The organism is Halomonas daqiaonensis (assembly GCF_900109725.1).
GTDB classification, from domain to species: domain Bacteria; phylum Pseudomonadota; class Gammaproteobacteria; order Pseudomonadales; family Halomonadaceae; genus Halomonas; species Halomonas daqiaonensis.
Window position 1 is genome coordinate 127,625 of record NZ_FOBC01000008.1, and the last position, 21,791, is coordinate 149,415.

Here is a 21,791-nt window from a genome sequence, read left to right on the forward strand (position 1 = left end):
CTTCCTGTGACAAGCGCCGCGGCAGGGTCCGGACAAGCGCCGTGGCCGGAGTCAAGATCCAGACAATAGCGCCGTGAGCAGCGGGGCATGGTGTTCGCTCACCCGCTCGCGGGTCAGGCGACGGGCGATGACCAGCGATTGCAGCTCGCGCAGCGCGGTAGTGAAGTCGTCGTTGATCACCAGGTAATCGTACTCGTCATGATGGAACATCTCGTCCACAGCGTCGCGCATGCGCCGGGCGATTACCGCGTGCTCGTCGGTGCCGCGGCTGGCGAGCCGGTGCTCAAGCTCTTCCCGAGAGGGGGGCAGGATGAACACCGAGACCGCATCCGGCAGCTGCTGGCGAACCTGTCGGGCACCCTGCCAGTCGATCTCGAGGATCACGTCCTGGCCGGCGGCGAGCATCGCCTCCACGGCGTGGCGCGAAGTGCCATAATAGTTGTCGAAGACCCGGGCATATTCGAAGAAGTCCCCGTGCTCGATCATCGCCTCGAAGGTGGGTACGTCCACGAAGTGGTAGTTGACGCCGTCCACCTCGCCCTCGCGGCGCTCCCGGGTGGTGTGAGAGACCGATACCTGGATGCCGTCGAGACTCTCGACCAGCTCGCGCACCAGGCTGGTCTTGCCGGCGCCAGAAGGGGCGGAAACGATGAAGAGCGTACCTTGGGGCATGGCATGGATCCCTGTTTTCAACGACGGTTTCGACAACAGTGCTTACCGGTTGCGTAAAGGCTTGGCGGCTGTAGAAAGGCGGCAAGTATTGCACAGATAGCAGGGGGGCTGAATGGCTGGCAGAAGGTGAATGCAAGGAGCTGGCTTGAGATCATCTCGCGGCGTCTGCGAGAAGGTGTTCTACTGGTGTTTCATGACTGGGCGTCTTGTCATGGAGGATGCACGGCCTGCCGAGGCTGGCTATTCCCCACCCGCCAATCTGGTCCTCTGCTGCCTGGCTAGCTACTGTGACGCGCGGTATCGTCAGGGCAATCATTAGAAGAAGCGCGAATTCAACATAAGGAAAGACTTATAAATGGGGCGGCAAAGCATACTCCGGCGCAACAACGTGACCTTAACGGGAAGCGGCTCGAAAACGCTGATGCTGCTTCACGGTTTCGGCTGCGATCAGAACATGTGGCGATTTCTCGTTCCTGCCCTTGGTGATGATTACCGGCTGGTGCTCCTGGACTACGTCGGCATGGGGAAATCCGATCTTTCGGCCTTCGACCCTGAGCGCTACGACTCCCTGGAAGGGTATGCACAGGATATCCTGGACGTCACCGAGGCGCTTGAGCTTGATGAAGTGACGCTGATCGGTCACTCGGTGAGCGGTATCATTTCCCTGCTGGCCGCGATCCAGGCCCCCGAGCGGTTCTCCCGGTTGATCATGCTGTCGCCCTCTCCCTGTTTCCTGAATATGCCACCCGATTATTACGGTGGATTCGAATATCAGGATTTAAAGGATCTTATCGACTTGATGGACAAGAACTACATTGGCTGGGCGAGTACGCTTGCCCCGCTTGTCATGGGCACTTCCAACGACGATGTCCAGGTGAAAGAGCTGACAGAAAGCTTCTGTTCGACCGACCCTCTCGTGGCCAAGACCTTTGCCAAGGCAACCTTCTTTTCAGACTATCGGCATATTCTGCCCAGAGCACGTCATCCAGTGATGCTCCTGCAGAGCAGCAAGGACACGCTGGCCGCTCCCCATGTCGGCAGATACATGCATGACAGGCTACCGGATAGCGAACTTCGCATCATCGATGCAGAAGGCCACTGCCCGCACATGTCGCATCCACAGGCCGTGCTGGCGAACCTTCAGGAGTGGCTGCCCGAGAAGGCATCCTGATGAAAGAGCCCTCTCTGGACCTCTTCCCCTGCGGATGCATGATCACCCCGGGTATGGGCGAGGCAGGCAGTCTTACCATCATCTCCGCCAACCGCTATTTCGAGGAGGTTCTGGGCATTCCCCTTCAAGGCTTGCTTCATCAGCCGTTGGTAACGCTGTTGACCCGCGCCTCGGGGATCTTCTTCGATAGCTTCATGCTGCCGATGCTGCTCCATGAGGGACGCTGCGACGAGATCCTTCTCGATATTCGCACGCCATCCGGGGAAAGGGTCCCCGTCATTGTCAACACCGTTCTGGAAGCCTCCGGAGAACAGCTGATCTACTGGAGCCTGTTCAAGGCAACCCAGCGCAACAGGCTCGATCAGGAGCTCATCAGTACCAGAAGCCGGCTGGAAGAGAAATCCGCCATGCTGGAGGAACTCACCCGCCGGGATGAACTGACGGGCCTGCTCAACCGCCGGGAGCTCAGGCGGCGGGCCGATCTGATCCTGGCACAGTCAAGGCGAACCGATGTCTCGGTTGCCGTGCTGATGCTGGATATCGATCACTTCAAGGAGATCAATGACACTCGGGGACATGCCGAAGGTGATCGAATACTGGAGGCGCTGGGCTGCCTGTTCCGTGGACAAGGGCGGGAAGCCGACATCATCGCACGCGTGGGTGGCGAGGAGTTTGTCTTCATGGCAAGCGGGCTGAACGAGCAAGAGGCTGTTCAGGCAGCCCAGCGGCTGCATGAGCTCGCAGGTCAGGTGCCAATGGCCGGCGATCCCTTGACGATCAGCATCGGCATCAGCCTGAGCTCGGGCGATTCAGGCCTTACCTACCAGGAACTGTTCAAGAGGGCCGACATGGCACTCTACGAAGCCAAGTCCGAGGGGCGTAACCGAACCCTGGTGTATAACTCAAACACGCGGAAATTCGATACATCCTCGTGACGCTATCTCGGGAATGATCTTGCCCAGCATTGGTGGACACCGACCTAAGCGATCAGCTGGGCTTAGAAGGCCTCCGGGCTGGCCGTTCCAGCGTGCCCGTCAGGGCGAGGCCTCGGAGAATGCCGTACTGCGCATCCTGGAAGAAACCCCCACGGCTCAAGAGACCTGATGAAGACTGAGATACTCACCCGGTCACCACGCGATCTCGTCCCAACGCCTTGGCCTCGTAGAGGCGCTGGTCACCGACACGCATGAGCGAATCTATGTCCTTACCGTCCTGGCCCATCTGGGCGCAGCCCACGCTGACGGTGATCTTCAGCACCTTGTCGTTCAGTTTGATCTCCAGGTCATGAAGGGCCGAACGAATGCGCTCGGCGATCTCGCCCGCCTGCTGATTGTCGGCATCCGGCAGCAAGACCTGGAATTCCTCGCCCCCCACCCGGGCCAGCAGGTCGCTGGGCCTCAGGTTCTGTTGCATTGTCGAGGCCACCTGCTTGAGCACCTGGTCACCGACCTGGTGTCCATGGACGTCGTTGACCGTCTTGAAGTGATCGAGATCCAGGCACAGGAGTGACAGGGGCGTGCCGTTACGCTGAGCCCGGGCGAGTTCTCGCCTGGCCTGTCTCATCAACTGGCGTCGATTGGCCGCGCCGGTGAGCCAGTCAGTGGCGGCCTGCTGGGTCAGTCGGGCATTGGCCTCCTGCAGGGCTTGCGTTCGTTCGGCCACGCGGTGTTCCAGTTCTTCTTCCGCGCGCTTGAGTTCCGTCAGGTCGTGCTGCACGCCCACGAAGTGGGTAACCCGACCATGGGAATCGCTCACCGGGGCCAGACTCAGCTCGATCCACAGCGGCTGGCCGTCGCGGCGGTAGTTGCGTACCAGGGTCCGTACCGGCTGCTGGCGGCGCAGGGCATCACGAACCTCCCTTACGCCTTCCTGGTGATCATCGCCGTGCTGCAGGAAGCGGCAATTCCGGCCAATGGCCTCGTCACGCGAGTACCCGAACAGGGTTTCGAAGGTGTCGTTGACCCAGATGATGGGATCGTCGTGGCGCCGCGCATCGGTGATGATGACCGCGTCGTTGATGGACTCCATCGTGCGCTCGAACAGGCGCAGCCGCATGCGCTGGGTCCCGATCTCGTCCAGCAGCAGGCCGACGCCAATTCCCACGGTCGCCGTGACCGCGAGAAATTGCTGCAGGGCGAGGATGGTGCCTTCCGGATCCTCGTCCTGCAGCGGCCAGGACTCATGCACGGTCCAGGCGATAGCGGTGGCGGCCACCAGCGCCACCAGCGCCACCGCGCCGAGCACGCCAAAGCGCGCCGCTGCCCACAGCACCGGCAGCAGCAATAACACCAGTGACAGCGGGTGACCGGGCTCCTCCGCCGCAGCCGTGGCCATGAGCACCATGCCCATAACGCCCAGCAGCAGTAGCAGCGCACCCGCTTCGAGCAGACGCCTGCGGGTCCAGGCCTGAAACATTTCGCTATACTGGCGTGTGACGATGACCAGGAGCGGCGTCAGCAGCACAAGCCCCAGGGCATCGCCGAACCACCACAACTGCCAATGGGCAAGATACTCGCTCCCCTCTCCGGCCAGCCCGCAATACACTCCCGCGCCGAATAGCGCGGCGATCCCGGCCGCCAGCAAGGGGCCGAACAGCAGGAAGTAGCCGCCACGGGCGAGGCTGTCAAAATCGAAACGGGGACCGGTTAACCAGCGGATCAGCGAGGCCGCGAGGAAGGCTTCGAACAGGTTGATCAGGCCGAAGGATACTGCCGCCCACGGCGGAAAGACGGGGATGTCCGCGATGATCTCCGCGACCATCACCGCCGGGATGATCCACGCCCAACGCCGCACGGGCAGCAGCAGCAGTGCCGCCAGCGCCACGGCATTGGGGGGCCAGATGATGGCATTGCCGTCGGGCGAGATGGTCTGGGTCACGCCCAGCCAGGCCCCGACGAAATAGCCAAGCCCCACGACGGCCATGATGGCCAGGCCGATCAGCCATTCCGGTCGTTGTGTTTGCGGCTTCGAGTGCGTGGGCATGGGTTTCCTGCTGGGGTGCCCGACCTATGCCGACACCTTGGGGATCTTGACATCCAGGCCTCTACAAGCGCCGCGTCTAAATAAGTAGTCTGCATGCATTTTTTGGGGCCAGCAATTCCTGAAAGGACTGGGTTGAGATCGGACTCCAAAAATGCCGGGCAACATCAGCCTGATCGATACGTGCTCCTCTACCTCTACCCCTGAGGCATGACAAATGCCTTCCTGTTGCCGACAGCCGCCCATACAAAAGGCCGCTGATCATCGATCGGCGGCCTTCAGTGTTACCTCAAACCGGCACTAGCCGGCCGGAAGGCGTATCAGGAAGCCTTGGCAGCCTTGGGGGCCGCTTCCTTGACAGCCTTGGTAGCAGTCTCGGTGCTTTCCTTGATGCCTTCCTGGGCCTTCTGGACATTCTCTTCGGTCAGCTTCTGGCTTTCCGCGGCGAACTCCTGCTGCAGGGAGACGACTTTCTCGGTGTCTGTCTTCAGGCGCTCGGTGAGTTCCTGAGCGACCTTCTGCTGGCCTTCCATGTAGCTTTTCAGGCCTTCGGCATCCTTGACTTCCATCAGGCTGCGCAGCTGCGACAGGTTGGTGTCGGTGTAGGCCTTGGCGGCGTCGAGCTGAGCGTTGACCAGCTTCTCGGTGAAGTCGACAGACAGGGCAGCGTAGGCACGCGCCGGGCCGAACATCATGCTCTCGAATTGCTTGGTGTCAAAGTTGAAGTTGCTCATCTGAAGAACCTCCGGGTTCTGAACGAACGGGAGATCCCCGCTCTGATGTTGTTCACACTAACAGGAATATTTGTGCAGTGCAACATGGATTCCGGTAGTAGCCTTCCGGCGCTGACAGGGGGAGCAGGTCGACGGCCTTGATGGCGGGGTCACACGCTATCAGCCAGTGCTTGGCCACGAGGCCCTGCTGATGGGGCCCTAGGCATCGAGCGTGAAGAGCGGCTGGAGCGCCTGGTGCATACCTGCTCCCGGGTACGCCATGTCACCTGAACACCTGACGCAGACGGTACTCGTCGTCGATGATTCACCGGACATTTACCGGCTCGTAGGGGCGCGCCTGGCTTCCGACGGGGGGTGTGATCACGCTTCGAGCCGGATCAGCAGCCCCTGTAGCTCTTCCATGCGCTCGGAAATCTTCAGTACCTCCTCTGCCGGGATCTGTCGGATCACCTCTCCGTTGTCGCGATCCACGATGCGCGTGATGAGTCGCGACGTCTCTTCACTCAACTCGAATTCCAGGCCATAAGGGCGTAACACCTCATTGATGCGCCGCGTCGGTTCGACCAGAGCGTCTTTGCTGATAGGCTCCGCCCCACTCGCCCCTTGGGCCACCACTCCGCCCGGTGGAGGCAGGTTGCCCAACATGCTCTCCAGCCGCTGGTGGGCGGTCAGAGAGGAAAACGGTGAGGCCTGAGGAGACGAAGTGGCATCGGTAAGGGGAGAGGTCATAGCCAGTTACCTTTCTTGTTCGGTGATGTCGGCGTCATGACGCCGCGGTATGTCTTGGCGTTATCCCTTTACTATCGGCCGTGTCTGGTTCTGGCTTTAATACTGGCGCCTCACCTCGGACCGATCGAGCTGAAGCTAGGGGATTCGCTGGCCGAGTCGGGATAGACGATCGGCCATGCCTATTTCCCGACGGATGCCACCATATTGTTACTATCCGCCATGGAAGATGGTGATTCGACAGAGACTGCCGTCGTCGGTGCCGAGGGTGTCGTTGGCATTGCGCTTTTCATGGGCCGCGGAACCATGCCGAGATGTGCCATCGTGCAGAGCGCCGGCAGCGCCTACCGCCTCAAGGGGCCACTGGTAAAGACCGAGTTCGATCATCCAGGACCCTTCACTTGGCTTATAATCGATGAAAAACAGTGCATTATGGGTTGTGGTAGATAGGCGTAGACATCACTCGATGTTCTGGATCTTAAAATGGTATTTCAATATTTTCCATTTCAAAATCAGTGGCTTGAATGGTTTGTTGGTGACAAAAACATGGCAGTACTCCCCAATGTACTCCCCGATAGGCAGCGGCTACATGCCACAGCCAGGTCAGTCAGGGCGCTGCCCGGGGAGGAGGACTGGAAGCCTTCTACCCTGAATCCAAGCAATAAGCGCCACACCCGTGGCTATCGGCGGCTGCGTCGCCGCCTCTGCCAAGGCCAAGACTGTCGAGCCTGAACGTCATGGCGACACTCAGCATGTCACCCGAGCGTCAGGTCCGATAGCTGCGTTCGGTTCCTGACCAGCCCCCTGATGCCCTCTCTTAGTTAAACAACACGCTGTAAGCATGTCGAGGGTGCAGGTCTTTTCCTTTCGATTTCCAGCGCCCTTTTATTTCCCCTTGTGAATTAATTGCTGCGTATTTAACTTTGTTACTACGTCCAATGGGAATGTCTTTGGAGTCCAGGATTGGACTCTTTTTAAGGCCTTGTTTATGGTTTCGCTTTCAGACATAAACCTCTCTTCTTTAAATTCTTTAGTCCCGATGTGTTCGTGAATTGAAGAGTGATTAGCCTTAAAGGCATCCATTTCGTATTGGATCATTTTTTTCAAATTTTCCTCCAGTAGATATAAGAGGATATTGGTGTACATTTCAATTTCAAAAACTTTACGTTTGTGAGCTCCCCTCGTTATTTCGAGTCTTTGGGAAAACACATCTTTCTGCCTTTTTATTTCATTTCTCAGTTCTTCATTCCTTTGGGTTTCGTCGTCTATAAGTTCTTCTAGTGTCTCGCTTTGAGTCTTCCCTTTTTTCTTTGATAGGTTGTTTAGTTTCTTCTTTTTTTCATTGCTTATTATCAAGCTGAATTCGGTCTTTCCATGTCTCTTTTTTCTCAGTTTTCTCTGCCTCCAAGCAGCCTTCATGGATCTTACGGCTAGGATATAGGCAGGGTTGTTAAAAGAGCCTTGGTCAAGTGTTATTAGATAGTTGTAGGGGTCGGGTGGATTGGAGTTGTACGAGACGTTTTTATCATGGAGGTAATTAGTAGCCCACAAAAGTTGCTCAATATCATTTGGTTTTAACCATTTATAAAGTTCGGTCATTTTCCCTTTCCTTGTTATTAAGATTAAATAAAAATTAACTCATAATGAAAGCGGTTACGACGACCCATCACGACGCAGTGAAACATTGATGCATCACAACGTGTCGTCACAACGTAACGCGACGACGAAAATTAGGCAAGGGAAAGACCCTAGATCTGGGCTTACCTCGGCGATCAGTGAGGCAAAATTGAAAGATCATCAACCTTTCCAAGGTACTATAGAACCATCACACCTTGGCAGGTGCCTGTCCAGAGGCTGTGCTGCCTCAGCGTACCTACCGCTTTTGGCTGGCTGAGAGGCTGTAAGGACTTTCCCCCACAAAACTTTGTATCGCTTTGACTGGGAAGCGAATGTCGCACGGTAGTGAGGAGGCACTGGGAGAGTTTAAATGTCTGATAAGGAGGATTGCTATTATCGATGGGGTTTGGATGAGTGGGTAAGATGGTGAAAAGTTTAGGGGTTAAATTAAAAAATACTCGGCAGCTTCATCTCATGAAGGACAAACAGGAGTTCGTCATGAGCATGAAACTGATTCGCATCAAAGACGTCATGGACCGCACCGGCCTTGCAAAGTCCACGGTCTACAAATATATCAGTAAGGGGTGGCTCCCGAAGCCACTCAAGCCAGGAGGTAGGATGTCGGCTTGGGTGGAGGAAGAAATTGACGCCTATATACAAGAGCTTATACAAAAGCGAGATATGGATCAAGAGTGAGGTGAAAGAGCGATAGCTTGATGATGTAATTCAAGAGCAAGTTTCTACCTTGCGCCACCCATGCCCATCAGAGCCCACCTGCATTGCTGGTATCTGAACCAGCTTTCCTGACCCTTGTTTAATTATTATTACGCTAATAAAGCAAGAGGGGAGGGGCCTCCAGCCCCGTACCTACCAGAGCAAGGAAAGAAGAGGAGAACACCCTACCGATAGGCCAATGGATCCAGCGTACAGCTGGAGGATTCATCGTGCCTGAAACAAACGTCCATGGCTTGACGGCCATGGACTATTCCCCATGTCCCTATAGGAGTTACTCATGTCACCGAGAAACCCATTCAACCCTAACCTGCATCTTCACTTTGACCCCTCATTCAACGGTATGTCCATCCAAGCGGAGTTTTCACCAATGGTGACCGAATACCTCGAGGCTCTCCACGTGACCCTCAAGAATGCGCTGCGTGACTATCCCCGAGTGCTGGCCTTCCGGGTCGACCCTGTCATCCCCACAGCGATCAGCGACACGATGACGGTGGAGGACCATCGGAACCTGATCCCGAAATTCAATTCTTCCCTCAAGTCCATCATCCAAAACGACCTAGAGCGGAGGCGTCGGAGCGGCTGGGTGCCTGGCACCAAGGTGCGCTACGTCTGGTGCCGTGAGATCGGCACCAATGGCAAGCCGCACTATCACTTCTTTCTGATCCTCAACCGCGATGCCTACCACCTGCCTGGCAGGGTGGGCTCTCCCAACGAGAACCTCTTCAACAGGATCTCCCGGGCCTGGTACAGCGCGCTGGGGGTGGAGTGGAACCCCCAGGAGCCCTGGATTCATGTTCCCCAGAACCCGGTGTACTGGATTGACCGGGGTGATCCGCAGAGCTTCCAGGAAGCGTTCTATCGAGCATCGTACCTGTGCAAGGCCGAGACGAAGCAATACGGGCTCGGACTGCGGGCGTTCGGATCAAGCCGTAATTGATGAGAGTGAGCTCCCAAAGAAATGACCGGGGGCTCAGAAGACGCACCAGCAGTGCTACACAGCGCTGCTGCTGCTTACCGACGAGGACGGTATTTATGCAATGCAAATGCGGAAGTGAGACGAAACTGAATGAAGCGGTGAAGGGCAAGCTGAATGCGAGGTTGGTATTCCAGGAATGCAAGGGGTGTGGCCGTGTGTCGAATGGCGAATTATTTGTTAGGGAGATAAAAGTCGCCCAGGACGGCGGGTCTCAGGCGACGGCTCGGAAGCTGTTTGCCATCCTAGATGCGGAACAAGCTGAGATCCTGCATGCCTTTCCTGGAGAGCCCCAGGTGCCCTCTACCCACGTTAGAGCCAAAAACGAAGTAGTGCGGACTGAGGCTGCGGGGTCGGGGCCAGCCGAAGCCGAGCGACCGTCCTTGGTGGCAGTCATGAACCTAAGGTCAACGATTCTGCTGGCAATAGTAAAACATGCACATTAGCCGGTACTCTTGGGTCAGCACCTTTCCATCATGTAGCGACCGCGGAGCGCTGAGCAAGGAGCTGACGGCTGATAAGGGCCTAGCGAGGCCACCCAAACGGAGGCGGTATGACACAGGGACGCAGTATTCGGCTCTTTCTGGTGGACGGCACGCCCAACGGGCTGCTTACTGCCGAGATCATGAATTGGACAGGCCATGTGCTCACCGGACCGCGCAGCAAGCTTAGCGAGCTGGTGCAGCGCCCGGAGTGCGGTCGCACAGGGATCTATTTCCTGGTCGGCCCGGACCCCGAGAACAGCCTGCGCCCGCTGGTCTATATCGGCGAGAGCGACGATGTGGCAACGCGACTCAAGCAGCACAACCGCCCCGAGGAGAAGGGCGGTAAGGACTTCTGGGAGAAGGTCTGCCTGGTCACCAGCAAGGACCAGAACCTGACCAAGGCCCACGTGAAGTACCTTGAAAGCCTGCTGATCCAGAATGCCGGCGAGGTGGGCCGCTGCAAGCTGATTAACGGCACCGCTCACGACTACATCGGCCTGCCCGAGTCCGACCGCGCTGACATGGCCTTCTTCATGGAGCAAGTTCGCACCGTACTTCCGGTACTCGGTCTCGACTTCCTGCGTGAAACTTCCCGCCCCTCCAGGGAGACTGAAGCGGCCGCGGCTTCTGAACCCGAGGCATCCCTTCGTTTCTACTTAGAAGTGCCTCGTCACGGCCTCCGCGCCACCGGCCAGGAGATCGATGGCGAGTTCTACGTCTTCAAGGGCTCTCTGGCCCGGGGGAGTTGGGTCGGCACCGAGCGCGGCTACCAGGGCCTTTACAACCAGCTCTGCGAGGACGGGGTGCTGGTGGAAAGCGATGGAACGCGAGTCTTCAACGAGGACCAGAGCTTCAGTAGCCCCAGCGCCGCCGCTGCGGTGGTCTCTGGTCGCAGCGCCAATGGGCGCATTGCCTGGAAAGTTGAGGGCAGCGGCCAGACCTATGGTGAGTGGCAGGATCAGCAGGTGAGCGCGGCTGCAGATGCCGCCCCTGAATAGCAACAGAGAAACCACATGGACGTTGACCACATCCAGACATTGCTTGAACCCGGGATATTCATGAGGGCGGCCTAAAAACGAAGATAGCGGATGGTATTCTCTTTTTAAATCAGTGCGTTACGTAAAGAATCTGATTCAAGAGGACCATCCGCTATGGGTGAAACTGTATCCACCATGACGCCCTCCTTCAATGGCTCTGTCCGCGTCGAGATGAGCGGCCAGCGCACCACCAGCGATAGCGGTGCCTTGCTGCTGCGTGAAGCCTTCGACCGCAGCGGTACCATCGCCGCGCTTGAAGACCATCTGGTCGATCCACACGATCCACAGCGTGTCCGTCACTCGCCGGCCAGCCAACTTCGCACCGTGGTGCTGCAGCGGGCCATGGGCTGGCCTGGCAGCGAAGGCGTGTTAACAAGTAAGTCGGTGCTGAAGGTTAGACAGTATCTGAAATCACTCAGCGGGATTACCGGACTGGATCGATAAGCCATTGATCCAATGGTCTCTGCCGATGATGCGCTCATGGATGAACATGTAGCGTGCCGCCTTGCTGGTCAAGACGGTAAGGCAGTCGCTCACATAACTCTCTGAAGCCTTGAGGTAGCCTTGCCATGGATCTACCTTCCTGTTACGCCATAGCGGAGTGATACCTTGGGGGCACTCGAAGATAGGAACATGCGCACCACGGTAGGTCCGATATTGCGGTTTGCCGTACTCCCCCTTTTTCTGAAAATCGCGCCCTGTCTCGCTGAAGCCTTCTGGCGTCGGATCAGACGACAGCGTGATCACGAACTTCTCACCCGCGCGCTCCTCAGGATCGAAGCACTTCCCGCTGATTTCCAGCCAGTTACGGGCTTCGAATACCCGATCATCCGGTCTGACCCGCAGGAGATTCGCCCTCAGGTTGGTGTTGACGCCCATCTCAACACGAAAGTCATATCCTGTCAGCCACATCGAGAGGAAGGCATAGTCCTCGCGAGGTTTGCGATGTGTTGTGTAGGGCATGAAAACCTCCTCAAAGCTTGGATGTAGGCCTTGGGATGAACGGTATTCGGCATAGGGATGCTCAGCCCTTGGTGACCTTGATCGCGGTACCGCTGCCCATCGGGAACAGCATCGACGTGCCACCTCCGGAGATCTCACTGTAGTAGAGATCATTTTCGATCACCGCGCGGGTCCCTATCTCTGCGGCTTTACGCCGCAATTCGTTCAGGCATGCCACCCGTTCGTCACGCAGTGGTCCTGGGAATTCTTGTTGCGGTGGCCGAAGAAGTCACGGAAGTCGGCGAACTTGTCCTTAAGAAAGTTCATCCCAAACACGTACTCAGTGGAGACGATGTCGATGTGCTCGGTGATGCGATAGCCTTCGAGGTGCGAGGAGGTAGTGAGGATCAAGCAATATGACATGCAGGAGACACCTTCTGATGTTGCGGATAAAGCGGTTCCGCGGCCCCCGCCCCTAAGCCGGCGCTTGCCGAATGACTCCATGGGAGGAAGCGAAGGAGTCCATATACCCTACCTCAATCCACAACCCACAACCCACAACCCACAACCTCGGCCTGGAACCCTGGCTCAAGCAGCCCAAAGACCGCATCACGGTGCCGGACAACGCCAAGTCCGCCTGCATGCATGAGATCGCCCTGGGCATAGTGGATGTCATCCCCGAGGTTTTGTTCTTTCGCCGAGATGGTGTCCTGGAAGAGACTAGTACAATCCAAGCATCGTTGAGGCATGCTTGGTGGACCACGTGACCTACGACGTGGAAAACTGGCGGCTTGTGCGCACGTATCCAGCCGAAGGGCTCACGCGCGAACTCAGCTATGACTATCTTAAGCTCGATCATTCGCAACCTGGTCCAGAGAGCGAGAGTTGCTCCCCCACCTGAATCTGTAGAGTAGATAGCCAGCCTCACCAACAACTTGGCAACGCATGGGCGAGCGAAAGAGTGGTTGACTAATGCATGATCGAGTTTGTTCCTGTTGTTATATTTTCTTATACCCATCATCCCCCCGGAGGTGCTATTGGACGGAGAACAGCATTACCGAGATTCTCTGCTAGATTCTGAGGAATTTCAGTGGCACCATGAGACGGTATTGGCTCGTCTACAAAATGCCACTCTACAGGAAGAACATATGAAGATAAAAAACCCCGTGGAAGCATTTTTAATATCACTCATGCAAAATTGGGTTAACAACGCCCCAGAAGATGGGCGAAAAGGAGTTTATGAAGGAGACAAAAAAGTTAACTCTCAAATGGCTAGAGCGGCCTATATTCTAAAGATCATCGGTGTTGCTGAAGAAGATAAAATATTTAACAAGCTTGCCATTCACTGCCGACGAAATGATGGAAATTCATATATATCAAAAACATCCAACTGGATGGAAAAGCCTTTAGATCTAGGCGGTGGCTGGTTTTTCGAGGGAGGGACAAGCCTATCTCAAAAGCAAAACATTCTACGTCATTTGAATAAGATTGGGTATTCATCTGTATTCGTTAGCTGTGTAGAAGAATTTGTTGCTGGCCGATCAGTAGTAGATTTTTTTCCTACTGAAAAAGAAGCTGATGAAATATTGAGAAAAATCCAAAATAGTGAGACCTGAGGCTCTCGAAAACCAACAGTATACTGCTGGATTAGCGACACAGATGAATGTCGAAAACAAGTGATAAAAAGATCTTAAGGGGATTATGTCTTCGTTAGCTTGGATTGACTTCGATGAGGCAGAGCGACAGCGTGCGCAACGGATCATAGCACTGTTCCAGGAGCGCGAAAGCCGTGATGAACTGGGTCTTGGCAGTATCCGTGACTCTATTGCGGACCACCTTTTTCCTGGCACCAGCACGATCCAGACACGGCTGCGCTATATGCTGTTCGTTCCCTGGCTATACCAATCCTTGGAGCAGCGGAGACGCGCACCACACCAGCTGAAGGAAGAGGCAAGGACGCTTGAGATTCGCCTGGTGGAGGCACTGAAAACCGGCGGCGAAAAAAAAGGTATCATCGGGCGCGAAGCCGGGGTGAAGCTACAACGACTGCCCAGCTCTGTTTACTGGGCTGGCCTAAACGCCTGGGGGATCCGCCTATTTCACGGTTCGATTGACAGCTATTTCGCTGCCCTTCAGCGCCGCCGACTCGATCATACGCCGGACGAATCTGAGACAAGCGCAGAGAGGTATAGTAACCAAAAATTTTGGACAAAGGGGCTGCCCCCATGCCCTGCCAAGCTGCTGGACAGTACCACCTTCCGCCTGACCAAAGACGAAGCCGGGTTCATAATTGATCGACTTGTATCGCAGCAACCCAGTTCGCTTCTGACACACTTGGCTCAACACCGGGTTGACGCTGAATGCGACTACATCTGGGAGCACCCTCAGCGCCATGACTTTCCCGCCAAGGCCCAACACTTGGTCCAGCAAGCAGACAGATTCTCCGCCGTCTTGCACGGCGCCTCATTGTTGTACAACCTCCAGCTCAGCGAGCGGCGCGAGCACGACGACTGGGTAAGATCCTATCAACAAAGAATCGAAGCCTGGGCTGATGGCATCGACCTTAAGGCCATCCAAAACTGGTCACTCGACGACTTTTGGAAGACGGTAGAACACCCTGCCCACAACATCCGCCCGGCCACAAGACGGTTCGTGGCGCAATGGCTTGAACAAGTGGCTTCGGGAGTCGAGAGAATCAGTGCTTCATATTCCGCCCGGTCGCTGGTGAAAAAACGTGAAAGCCAACTGAAATCGAGCCAGTCGCGATTTACCAATCGTGCCGTGTTGGACCGCTGGACCGGCGCCTCGGGCGCGGAACGGCTGTCCTTCCGATGGTCGCAGGCAAAATCACATCTAAGGGACTTGGCCCATGCCAGGTAAGCAGAGCCTCAACCCTGAGCAACGGGTGCTGTACGGAGAGAGCCTTCAGCCGCCGCCCGGCTACACTTTCGATGCTGCGGTAGCGACAACCTTCTCGCTCGACTTCGAAACTGCCCTCGCCGCTCCAGTCAGCCTGGCGCTTTTCGCGGCTGAAACCCGCGATGAAATCCTACGGCATCCACTGGCCTTGCTCGAAGGTGCCGAGCGAATTGCCGGGCGACTCGCCATATTTACCGACGCTGGAAGGATACTAACGAGCGGTGCCCCACACTCACGCCTGTGCAGTCTACTGGAGCGTACCATCATCGAAGTCGCCGCCCCGCGGGGCGGAGCCTTCCATCCGAAAATGTGGGCACTACGGTTCACACCGACCCAACCCAACGAGCCATCTCTCCTACGCTTGCTGGTCCTATCGCGCAATCTCACCTGTGACCGCTCGTGGGATATCGCCTTGACCCTTGATGGGACGATCTTGCGACGCCCTCAACGTGGAAACCGTCCCCTCTCTGAGTTCATACGCCGACTGCCTGACTCGGCTTGTGCCGCTGTCGGCGAGGACACACGCGCCCTCACCAAGCAACTGAGTGAGGATATCCGCCGTGCGGACTGGACACTCCCCGAGCCCTTCGAAAGCGTCTCATTTGCCGTCAACGGCCTAGGCGGCAAGCCTTGGCAGCCCGACCATTGCGCGCGCCTAGGCATTATCTCGCCGTTCTGCGACGATGCGGCCTTGGATCTGCTGGCCACCCTTCCCCATCGGGAACCACCTAGGCTGATCAGCCGCAGCGACGAACTTTCCGCGCTGTCGCCGAATACACTGACGCGGTTTGCGCAGGCAGACGTGCTCGATGAGATGGCCACCACGGAAGACGGTGAAGAAGTGGAAGCCGAAACACTGCAAGGGCTACATGCCAAGGCATTCATTGCCGAATCCGGCTGGGATACATCGATCACGGTAGGCTCTGGCAACGCGACACGTCCCGCCCTGCTGTCAGGACACAATGTGGAGCTATTCGCCACGCTGACCGGCAGACGCTCACGCGTAGGCAGCGTGGAGCAGATCATGGGCCCCGACGGGTTCGGCCGGTTGACCCGCGAGTTTAAGTCGGGCGAACTCGCCGTCCCCGACCCGGAGCGGCGGGCCGCCGAATCGCGCCTTGAGGAAGCGCGGCGCAGTCTCTGCCGCAGCGGACTCAAACTACACTGTCAACCCGCCGAAACTGATGACACCGATGGCTCCCTTTGGTCGGTGCGCCTAACCCCTACCGAACCGCTTTCCCTGGCAGGCATGTCCGCTGTAGCCGTTTGGCCCATCACCCGCGGCGATGGACACAGCCGTGAGGCCCTAGACGCCCTGTGCGCCGGGCAGCCGCTGGACCTGGGGGCAATGCCGCTGATCGATCTGACCCGGTTCATGGCCTTCCGGCTTTCGGATTCGGCGACCGACGCGTCGGTCCTTTTCAGCACCAGCCTCGTCCTCGAGGGCCTGCCGGCCGAGCGACACGGCGCCATCCTGCGCTGGGTCATCGACAGCAAGGAGTCCTTCCTACGCTACTTGCGGCTGCTGCTTGCTGAATTGGGCGATCCCTTTGGCGCAGCACTCGCCGCCCAGACCGATGATGGCGCTGGGGGCTGGCGCGCAGCGGCCGATGACACGCCACTGCTAGAAGAAATGGTCCGCGCCCTGTGTCGCGGAGGTGAGCAGCTGCAGGCCATCGAGCGGCTGATTTCCCGGCTGGAGTCTACGGATGCCGACGGTCCGGACCCAATTCCACCCGACTTCCGCACCTTGTGGGAGACCTTCCGCGTTGTGCTGCAGACCCAGGAAAGCGTCGATGTCAGCTGAGCCATTTCGCGCAGCGCCCGCCCTGGCGCCGCTGAAAACCTTCCAACGGCGGACCGTCGACTACGTTTTCGAAAGGCTTCACGGCGCGTCTGACCCGGCGCGACATTTCCTGGTGGCTGACGAAGTGGGCCTGGGAAAGACCATGGTCGCGCGCGGAGTCATCGCTCGCACGATCGAGCACTTGTGGGACAGGGTAAAGCGGATCGACATTCTCTACATTTGCTCTAACCAGGCTATCGCGGCGCAGAACATCAACCGGTTGAACGTCCTCGGTCGCCAGGAACTCGCGCTGCCGACGCGTATGACGCTGGTGCCGCTGCAGATGCGCAACGGCGGCGGGCTCGAAGCAAACAAGGTCAACTTCATCAGCCTCACCCCGGGCACCACCTTTGACCTACGCTCGACAACAGGCGTGGTCCAGGAGAGGGCACTCCTGTTCCACCTGCTGGAACCGCTCGTCCCACGTCGGCGAGGCCTGCTCAATCTGCTGCAGGTCACCGCGGGGGTGGATGGCTGGAACCGGGAGGTAGAAAACCTAACGCTTGAGGGCATCGATTCCCACATCCTCGACCGCTTCCGCCGCGAGGTACAGGCTGACCCAACGCTCCTCGAGGAGCTGAAGTGCCTGTGTGAACGATTCCCCCGCCGGCGCCGACACTACCCTGCCGAATTGACCCAGCCGCGAAACAGCTTGGTGGCGCGTCTGCGAGCCAAGCTTTCCCATGCCTGCGTCGACGCGCTCCAGCCCGATCTCATCATCATGGACGAGTTCCAACGGTTCCGAGAGCTTCTGCACGGAAAGAACGATGCCGCTCTTCTGGCTCGAGAGCTGTTCGACTACACCGACCGAGACGGCAACGCGGCTCGCACCCTGCTGCTCTCGGCCACCCCCTACCGAATGCTCACCCTCGCCGATGACGACCCGGAAGAAGGCGATCACTACCAAGACTTCATCGAAACCCTCGGCTTCCTGTTCGGCCGTAACCGAGGGAGCCAGATGGCTACTGAGCTGGACGAAGAAATGCGTGCCTTCAGGCAGTTTCTCCATGCGCTGCCTGACTCCTACGCCACCGCTGTCGAGGCGCGCGGCCGCGTCGAGAGAAAACTTCGCCAAGTCATCGCACGCACCGAGCGGGTCAAAAGCACCCAGCAGCGCGACTCAATGGTGACAGAGCCCAAGCTTGACGTCGTGGTAGAACCGGCCGACCTGCAACAGGCCGCCGCCGCGTCCGAGGTCGCTCGAGCCCTCGGCGCACCCGAGATCATCGAATACTGGAAGTCGGCGCCTTACCTGCTCAACTTCATGCGCGATTACAGTCTCAAGCGCCTGCTGCGAGAAGCGATCGACTCCCCATCCACCGCACTTCGCGTCGCCCTAAAGAAGGTGGAGCCTGCGCTGCTGAACCGTCGAGCGCTCAATACGTATCGTCGACTCGAGCCGGCAAACGGCCGTATGCGGGCGCTAATGCGTGACATGTTCGATCAGCGGCTCGAAGCTCATCTGTGGATTCCACCCGCTCTGCCTTACTACGGCCCCAAGCAGGCCGAGCGGCCGACCAAGGCTCTGGTCTTCTCGGCGTGGCAGATGGTCCCCGATGCCATTGCCGCACTGCTTTCGTATGAGGCCGAGCGACGCATGAACGCGGGCGAGGATGGTCGGCGCTACTTTGACCGCCACAGGCGCAGGCCGTTGCGGTTTAGCAAAGATCAGGGTCGTCTCACCGGTCTGCGTACCCTGATGCTCGTGTACCCAGCGACGGAACTGGCACGGATCACCGATCCACTTGCAGTTTTTGCAGAAAACCAGGAGATCCTGTCGTTGGAGTCCATGCGGACCACACTTGCAAAACAGCTAAGGAGCGATCTAGCACCGCTGCAGACACCGGCACATAAGGATGACGATGAGCGTGATATCAACTGGGCAGTGCCGGCCCTGATTGATCGGCTGAGCGGCTCGCATGCCCCGGTGTGGATGACCGGTGCGACGGGCTTGTCGGAGTTGGCCGCCGAGGATGCTTTCAGTGAGCACGTTGATGAGCTCAATACGGTATCCACTCAGGTCAACCTCGGACTACTGTCGGACGAGCTTATTGACCTACTTGTGGACGTAGCCCTTGGCAGCCCCGCCATCTGCGGGCTACGAGCGCTGCATCGGATCGCGCCTGATCTGGACTGGGATGACTCGGCCCTCCTGGAAGCAGCATCGCGGATCGGCTGGGGCTTTCGCACGCTGCTCAACCAGCGCGACGCCGTGGCCCTCCTACGCCGAGGTGCCGACGATCGGTACTGGCACCGGGTACTCACCTACTGTGCCGAACACAACCTGCAGGCGGTCCTGGACGAGTACGCGCACTATCTCGTTGATGCTGAGGGGCTGGCTGCACATCCGTCAGCCGAGCGTGTTATTGGCGTGGCGAATGCGATGGTCAGCGCACTGTCCATTCGCCCTTCCCAGATTGACGTAGACCACCTGCAGCGCACAGCCGAGGGCTACAAGCTCGACAAGTTCCAAATGCGTGGACGCTTTGCGATGCGCTTAGCAGACTACCGCGACGAGGAAGGGGTGGTCGCTCGGGTCGGGGGCGTACGCGACGCCTTCAACTCGCCGTTTCGGCCCTTCGTGCTGGCCACGACCTCAGTCGGCCAGGAAGGCCTAGACTTCCATCCGTACTGCTATCGCGTCTATCACTGGAACCTCCCGGGCAATCCGGTGGACCTGGAGCAGCGCGAGGGACGGGTTCACAGGTTCAAGGGTCATGCCGTACGCCTGAACCTGGCATGGCGTCAGGGTAATGCGATTCGCCGGCGCGGGTGCATGCCGGATGACCCCTGGGAGGTCATGTTCGACCAGGCGCGCGCTGAATCGGATACAGATACTGGCCTGGTGCCTTACTGGGTCTACGAAGGTCCGGTAAAGGTCGAGCGGCGCGTACCTATGCTGCCCTTCAGCCGGGAGGTGACTCGGCTGGGCTGGCTCAAGCGCAGCCTGACTGTCTACCGGCTGGCATTTGGTCAGCCCCGGCAGGATGACCTCCTCGAGTATCTGCAGCAGCTCATGGACACCGATATCCCACATGAAGCATTGGAGGACCTACAAATCCAGCTGGAGCCGAGAATGGACACGTAGCGATGAGGACGGGGGGTGACAGAATGCCTATTAGGAGAACGCCGATCACCTTTCTCGGCTGATCCGAGTGCGGTTACCAAGGAGCGAAGGAAGGGCACTGTACAGATACTTTGCGATCGCACTACTGATCTCACCAAGCTCGGTGCATAATTCACTGATTTTATTTGGTATAACCAGCATTCATCCAACGCGCGACCAAGAGATCATGAGTGCAACCAAGCCATTTTGGGGGACGCGCCTTCAGTGCGAACGCTTGAAGTGACCCCCTCCAGAGCTGCACTAGCAATAGTGCAGCCTGGAGTACTTATGAAAAGATAAAATTGGTTCTAAGCAACTTCTTTAACAACTCAATCAGATAGACGAAGCCTATACTATTTAACAATCTTAATCTATACTCACAGCTTCAAAGCTTGAAAGTGCCGAGCGAAGATTTTCCATTATTTCTTCTGCCAACACCTCCGGCTCTGGAAGGTTTTCTAGGTCAGACATCGCCGCATCTCGAAGCCAGAAGATATCTAAGCTCGCTTTGTCGCGTGCGAGGAGTTCTTCACGGTCAAAGGCCCGCCACCGTCCATCGGGCGCATCTTCACTCCATGTAGCCACGCGCTCATGGCGATTACTTGGGTTATAGCAAGTAACAAAGTCCTCAAGATGAGAATAAGTTAGAGGCTTTTGCTTCAAGGTGTGGTGCACGTTGGTGCGATAATCGTAGTACCACACTTTAGAAGTTTGCGGTTCGGGGCTAGCAGCCCGGTTGTCGAAGAAAATGACATTGGCCTTGACCCCCTGGGCGTAAAAAATGCCGGTTGGCAGACGCAAGATGGTATGAAGGTCAGTATTCTGCAAAAGCTTGCGTCGAATTGTTTCGCCTGCTCCGCCTTCGAACAGCACGTTGTCGGGCACAACTACTGCCGCCTTGCCTGTCGACTTCAACATCGTCCTGATGTGCTGAACAAAGTTGAGCTGTTTGTTCGAGGTAGTGGCCCAGAAATCTTGGCGGTTGTAGGTAAGGTCTTCCGATTCCTGCTCCCCTTCCGCATTGGTAAAGCTCATCGAACTCTTCTTGCCGAAGGGCGGATTCGCCAGAACATAGTCAAAAGTCTCGGAAGGTGGCGAGATGAGCGCATCGGCTGGCGACACCAATGTGTCGCCAGTTATTTCGCCGATTCCGTGCAAAAACATGTTCATCAGGCAGAGGCGACGTGTTCCGGCGACGATTTCGTTGCCGAAAAAAGTCCCATGCTTCAGAAAAGTCTTCTGGTCCTTGTCAAGGGCATAGTTGTCCGGGTCTGTCAGAAAATCATGAGTGGCAAGGAAGAACCCCCCGGTCCCACAGGCTGGATCGGCAATGGTCTTGCCAGGCTCGGGACGGACGCATTCGACCATCGCGCGTATCAAAGCACGTGGGGTAAAATACTGGCCTGCGCCCGACTTCGTATCCTCGGCGTTTCGCTCCAGCAGGCCCTCGTAAATGTCTCCCTTTACGTCGGCACCCAGCATTACCCACTTCGTACCGTCCACCATGTCGATCAAGCGAGATAGCTTGGCCGGGTCAGTGATCTTGTTCTGCGCCTTGGTAAAGATCTGGCCAAGCATACCTTTCTGCTCACCAAGCTTGCGTAGAAGCGTGACGTAATGCACCTCAAGCTCCGCCCCACGCCGGTTTGTCAGGCTAGCCCAGTCGAATCCTGCAGGCACCCCTACATCGCGGTTGTAAGGGGGGTTAGCGTATTCGTCCGCCATCTTGAGGAAGATAAGGTAGGTCAGTTGCTCAAGATAGTCGCCGTAGCCGACCCCGTCGTCGCGAAGCGTGGTGCAGAAACTCCAGACCTTGGAGACAATTGGTGACGTGTTCATTTTTTGAGTC

At 57.3% G+C, this 21,791-nt stretch carries 17 protein-coding genes and 2 pseudogenes; 10 read left to right on the plus strand and 9 right to left on the minus strand.

Annotated features, from left to right (window positions below; translation table 11 throughout):
* Positions 1 to 51: 51 nt before the first annotated feature.
* Positions 52 to 672, minus strand: a complete 621-nt coding sequence (gene gmk / locus BMY30_RS08520; protein ID WP_089712553.1) for a guanylate kinase — start codon at positions 670 to 672, stop codon at positions 52 to 54.
* Between the two features lie 355 nt (positions 673 to 1,027).
* Here gmk and BMY30_RS08525 point away from each other — a divergent pair, with 355 nt between their 5' ends.
* On the plus strand, positions 1,028 to 1,843 hold the full coding sequence (locus BMY30_RS08525) for an alpha/beta fold hydrolase (RefSeq protein ID WP_089712556.1): 816 nt from the start codon (positions 1,028 to 1,030) through the stop codon (positions 1,841 to 1,843).
* Between the two features lie 194 nt (positions 1,844 to 2,037).
* The gene (locus BMY30_RS08530) at positions 2,038 to 2,778 is read left to right on the plus strand and encodes a GGDEF domain-containing protein (RefSeq protein WP_211607285.1); all 741 of its coding nucleotides are present in this window, start codon (positions 2,038 to 2,040) and stop codon (positions 2,776 to 2,778) included.
* A gap of 184 nt (positions 2,779 to 2,962) precedes the next feature.
* Here the strand turns inward: BMY30_RS08530 and BMY30_RS08535 are convergent, their stop codons facing one another.
* The 5 genes from BMY30_RS08535 to BMY30_RS08550 all read right to left on the minus strand — a co-directional run bounded on the left by BMY30_RS08535 (position 2,963) and on the right by BMY30_RS08550 (position 7,881).
* Positions 2,963 to 4,825 carry a sensor domain-containing diguanylate cyclase gene (locus BMY30_RS08535; protein ID WP_089712560.1) on the minus strand — a complete coding sequence of 621 codons (1,863 nt, stop codon included), beginning with the start codon at positions 4,823 to 4,825 and terminating at the stop codon, positions 2,963 to 2,965.
* A gap of 317 nt (positions 4,826 to 5,142) precedes the next feature.
* Positions 5,143 to 5,556 (minus strand): phasin family protein, encoded by a 414-nt coding sequence (locus BMY30_RS08540; RefSeq protein WP_089712562.1) that lies wholly within the window; start codon positions 5,554 to 5,556, stop codon positions 5,143 to 5,145.
* 360 nt (positions 5,557 to 5,916) lie between these two features.
* Positions 5,917 to 6,285 carry a flagellar protein FlaG gene (locus tag BMY30_RS08545; RefSeq protein WP_089712564.1) on the minus strand — a complete coding sequence of 123 codons (369 nt, stop codon included), beginning with the start codon at positions 6,283 to 6,285 and terminating at the stop codon, positions 5,917 to 5,919.
* Positions 6,286 to 6,495: 210 nt separating this feature from the next.
* Positions 6,496 to 6,669, minus strand: a complete 174-nt coding sequence (locus BMY30_RS17840) for a hypothetical protein (protein WP_170840101.1) — start codon at positions 6,667 to 6,669, stop codon at positions 6,496 to 6,498.
* A 498-nt stretch (positions 6,670 to 7,167) separates the two neighbouring features.
* Positions 7,168 to 7,881 (minus strand): RepB family protein, encoded by a 714-nt coding sequence (locus BMY30_RS08550; protein WP_089712567.1) that lies wholly within the window; start codon positions 7,879 to 7,881, stop codon positions 7,168 to 7,170.
* Between the two features lie 516 nt (positions 7,882 to 8,397).
* On the opposite strand from BMY30_RS08550, the gene BMY30_RS08555 reads away from it, so the two are divergent.
* From BMY30_RS08555 to BMY30_RS08575, 4 genes and pseudogenes are all read left to right on the plus strand, one after another.
* Positions 8,398 to 8,595 carry a helix-turn-helix transcriptional regulator gene (locus tag BMY30_RS08555; RefSeq protein ID WP_211607287.1) on the plus strand — a complete coding sequence of 66 codons (198 nt, stop codon included), beginning with the start codon at positions 8,398 to 8,400 and terminating at the stop codon, positions 8,593 to 8,595.
* Positions 8,596 to 9,001: 406 nt separating this feature from the next.
* A complete protein-coding gene (locus BMY30_RS08560) occupies positions 9,002 to 9,571 on the plus strand; it encodes an inovirus Gp2 family protein (RefSeq protein WP_170840102.1) in 570 nt (189 codons plus the stop codon).
* Positions 9,572 to 10,160: 589 nt separating this feature from the next.
* Positions 10,161 to 11,090: a GIY-YIG nuclease family protein gene (locus tag BMY30_RS08570; RefSeq protein WP_089712572.1), complete on the plus strand. Its 930-nt coding sequence runs from the start codon at positions 10,161 to 10,163 to the stop codon at positions 11,088 to 11,090.
* Between the two features lie 153 nt (positions 11,091 to 11,243).
* Positions 11,244 to 11,480: pseudogene (locus BMY30_RS08575) on the plus strand (transposase); the annotation flags it as partial.
* 60 nt (positions 11,481 to 11,540) lie between these two features.
* Here BMY30_RS08575 and BMY30_RS08580 read toward each other — a convergent pair.
* Together BMY30_RS08580 and BMY30_RS18360 are read right to left on the minus strand one after the other, a co-directional pair.
* Complete coding sequence (locus BMY30_RS08580) at positions 11,541 to 12,092, minus strand: hypothetical protein (protein ID WP_089712574.1); 552 nt, start codon at positions 12,090 to 12,092, stop codon at positions 11,541 to 11,543.
* Positions 12,093 to 12,153: 61 nt separating this feature from the next.
* Positions 12,154 to 12,575 (minus strand): annotated as a pseudogene (locus BMY30_RS18360) (heavy metal-binding domain-containing protein).
* Positions 12,576 to 13,219: 644 nt separating this feature from the next.
* Between BMY30_RS18360 and BMY30_RS17595 the strand changes: the two are divergent.
* From BMY30_RS17595 to BMY30_RS08610, 4 genes are all read left to right on the plus strand, one after another.
* Positions 13,220 to 13,687, plus strand: a complete 468-nt coding sequence (locus BMY30_RS17595; RefSeq protein ID WP_139195494.1) for a hypothetical protein — start codon at positions 13,220 to 13,222, stop codon at positions 13,685 to 13,687.
* An 85-nt stretch (positions 13,688 to 13,772) separates the two neighbouring features.
* The gene (locus BMY30_RS08600; RefSeq protein WP_089712583.1) at positions 13,773 to 14,951 is read left to right on the plus strand and encodes a DUF6361 family protein; all 1,179 of its coding nucleotides are present in this window, start codon (positions 13,773 to 13,775) and stop codon (positions 14,949 to 14,951) included.
* Complete coding sequence (locus BMY30_RS08605; protein WP_089712585.1) at positions 14,941 to 16,797, plus strand: phospholipase D family protein; 1,857 nt, start codon at positions 14,941 to 14,943, stop codon at positions 16,795 to 16,797. The genes BMY30_RS08600 and BMY30_RS08605 overlap by 11 nt, the downstream gene beginning before the upstream one ends.
* Positions 16,787 to 19,924: a helicase-related protein gene (locus tag BMY30_RS08610; RefSeq protein WP_089712586.1), complete on the plus strand. Its 3,138-nt coding sequence runs from the start codon at positions 16,787 to 16,789 to the stop codon at positions 19,922 to 19,924. Before BMY30_RS08605 ends, BMY30_RS08610 begins: the two co-directional genes overlap by 11 nt.
* Before the next feature lie 384 nt (positions 19,925 to 20,308).
* Here the strand turns inward: BMY30_RS08610 and BMY30_RS08615 are convergent, their stop codons facing one another.
* Positions 20,309 to 21,781 (minus strand): class I SAM-dependent DNA methyltransferase, encoded by a 1,473-nt coding sequence (locus BMY30_RS08615; protein ID WP_089712588.1) that lies wholly within the window; start codon positions 21,779 to 21,781, stop codon positions 20,309 to 20,311.
* Between the last annotated feature and the right edge of the window lie 10 nt (positions 21,782 to 21,791).

Bases quoted from the DNA above. Each gene is read 5' to 3' on its own strand.
- gmk (WP_089712553.1), bottom strand. From the start codon at position 672: ATGCCCCAAGGTACGCTCTTCATCGTTTCCGCCCCTTCTGGCGCCGGC.
- BMY30_RS08525 (WP_089712556.1), top strand. From the start codon at position 1,028: ATGGGGCGGCAAAGCATACTCCGGCGCAACAACGTGACCTTAACGGGA.
- BMY30_RS08530 (WP_211607285.1), top strand. From the start codon at position 2,038: ATGCTGCCGATGCTGCTCCATGAGGGACGCTGCGACGAGATCCTTCTC.
- BMY30_RS08535 (WP_089712560.1), bottom strand. From the start codon at position 4,825: ATGCCCACGCACTCGAAGCCGCAAACACAACGACCGGAATGGCTGATC.
- BMY30_RS08540 (WP_089712562.1), bottom strand. From the start codon at position 5,556: ATGAGCAACTTCAACTTTGACACCAAGCAATTCGAGAGCATGATGTTC.
- BMY30_RS08545 (WP_089712564.1), bottom strand. From the start codon at position 6,285: ATGACCTCTCCCCTTACCGATGCCACTTCGTCTCCTCAGGCCTCACCG.
- BMY30_RS17840 (WP_170840101.1), bottom strand. From the start codon at position 6,669: ATGATCGAACTCGGTCTTTACCAGTGGCCCCTTGAGGCGGTAGGCGCT.
- BMY30_RS08550 (WP_089712567.1), bottom strand. From the start codon at position 7,881: ATGACCGAACTTTATAAATGGTTAAAACCAAATGATATTGAGCAACTT.
- BMY30_RS08555 (WP_211607287.1), top strand. From the start codon at position 8,398: ATGAGCATGAAACTGATTCGCATCAAAGACGTCATGGACCGCACCGGC.
- BMY30_RS08560 (WP_170840102.1), top strand. From the start codon at position 9,002: ATGGTGACCGAATACCTCGAGGCTCTCCACGTGACCCTCAAGAATGCG.
- BMY30_RS08570 (WP_089712572.1), top strand. From the start codon at position 10,161: ATGACACAGGGACGCAGTATTCGGCTCTTTCTGGTGGACGGCACGCCC.
- BMY30_RS08580 (WP_089712574.1), bottom strand. From the start codon at position 12,092: ATGCCCTACACAACACATCGCAAACCTCGCGAGGACTATGCCTTCCTC.
- BMY30_RS17595 (WP_139195494.1), top strand. From the start codon at position 13,220: ATGAAGATAAAAAACCCCGTGGAAGCATTTTTAATATCACTCATGCAA.
- BMY30_RS08600 (WP_089712583.1), top strand. From the start codon at position 13,773: ATGTCTTCGTTAGCTTGGATTGACTTCGATGAGGCAGAGCGACAGCGT.
- BMY30_RS08605 (WP_089712585.1), top strand. From the start codon at position 14,941: ATGCCAGGTAAGCAGAGCCTCAACCCTGAGCAACGGGTGCTGTACGGA.
- BMY30_RS08610 (WP_089712586.1), top strand. From the start codon at position 16,787: ATGTCAGCTGAGCCATTTCGCGCAGCGCCCGCCCTGGCGCCGCTGAAA.
- BMY30_RS08615 (WP_089712588.1), bottom strand. From the start codon at position 21,781: ATGAACACGTCACCAATTGTCTCCAAGGTCTGGAGTTTCTGCACCACG.